Here is a 1,733-nt window from a genome sequence, read left to right as displayed (position 1 = left end):
CAGGTCGACACAGGAGGGAGTGTTGAGGTGACGCTGACGGGAGTTGTCAGTAATAACGGTAGAATTTCATTTGAAGAGGAATTTTCTCCGGCAATCACGGGTGCAGACGCGAATGTCGAGATTGAGAGTGTCACATCGTCTGCTGGGTCATTCTCCACAGTTATCAAAGAAGCAACGAGTGGAGGGCTTGCAGTGACACTTCTTGAAGCCACTCCGGGAGAGACAATTACCATCACATACACGATTCAGGTTGGACAGTCTGATGCAACATACCGCATCGATGGGTCGGTCACCAGTGGACCGACACAAACAACGTATGACGAAACTGCACTGATTGTTGGGTCGGGCGGGAACACCGAGGTAACGAGCAATGGAAAAGTATCATGGGAGTTGGATTTACGTAAAACCGAAACGGACTCGCTCTCGATCTCAGTCAGCGGTTCTGATGATTTTACAGATCAGGAATCCACTGCAAGCACAAGTGTGAGTGCGAGCTATGCATCCGCATCGTTGCAGGCGGACACCGCAAGACCAGCCCGGGGACAGACACTGGGATTGTCAGTGACGAATAGTGCATATGGCGCTACACGTGCGGTGATCGTACCTGTGAGTGACCTCCGGTCAACGATGGACGCGACTGAGTATGATCAGGTATTTCGAAATGTCGGGACAACACAAACAACTGGTGTGATTACGCAATCAGGTGAGCAAATAACAGGGACAGTTGCTAAGAATGCTGACCCAGTCGCAGTGTTTGCCCAACTTGAGATTGACTCCGATGATGGAATCGGGGAGACGCAATTACGAACAGGATTGTTAGCCGATGAAACGACTATTGAGTTATTGGATAATGATGACCCGGCGAGTCGGTCAATTGATACTGTTGATATCTCTGTTGTTGATGCAGCAACTACACTGACAGCTCCAGACAGATATACATCGCAGTCCGAAACGACCATTACCGGAGATATTACTACGGGTGTTGATGCAGTGGTAATGTATGTTGAAACGGATGCGGGATTTGAGCAGATTGATCTTGATGATCAATCAAACGGAGAAATAACAGGAACAAGTGTCTCTGGGGAGTCATTCTCACATGAGGTGACGTTATCACGAGGCGATGGACCCGGAAATGAGGTTGTTTCGCTTCCAGGGACGTATCAGGTGGTCATTCGATCAAAGGCATCCTTACTCTCTGACCGTAGTGGAGATGTCCCAACGATTGTCTCAAAACCAGCAATGTTGTCAGGAAATGTATCAACTCAGATGCTTGTTGTTGAAGACACTGCTATTACACTTGACCGTCCTGGTCTTGACGGGACAATTGCAACAACAGAATCGGCTGTGACTCTTGATGGGACGGCGGAGGGGCAAGAAGTTGCATTGATTGTCGCGATTGGAGGTCGGGGGGCAATTGAGACAACACGAGTCAAGGGGCCAAATTTCTCAGACGTGGACATGCCGATTAATAACTTTGCGAGTGGAATCGTCACAATTTATGCTCTCTCAGCGGGTCGAGATGGACAAGTTGGTGATGGCACACTCAATGAAGACCGAATTACCACACAGTCATCAGCACCACTTGATAAGCTTACACAACATTTAGATGCAGCCGCAGATAGGGGGTCAACCGGCACACAGTTACGAGCAATCCTTCGGAGCGAGACTGATCTTGATACAGCGAGTGATGACCCGGTTATTATGCGTGAGTTGCTTGTGACAGATCCAGAGAT

Annotated in this window: 1 protein-coding gene; it reads left to right on the top strand. The window is 48.9% G+C overall.

Annotated elements, in window-relative coordinates; genetic code table 11:
• Positions 1-1,733 (top strand): hypothetical protein (locus J07HQW2_RS12425; protein WP_021055888.1); only part of this gene is annotated, 1,733 nt, incomplete at both ends.

Source organism: Haloquadratum walsbyi J07HQW2 (genome assembly GCF_000415985.1).
GTDB classification, from domain to species: Archaea; Halobacteriota; Halobacteria; order Halobacteriales; family Haloferacaceae; genus Haloquadratum; species Haloquadratum walsbyi_B.
Note: the sequence above shows the minus strand (reverse complement) of the source record. Positions and strands in the feature narration are given on the sequence as shown.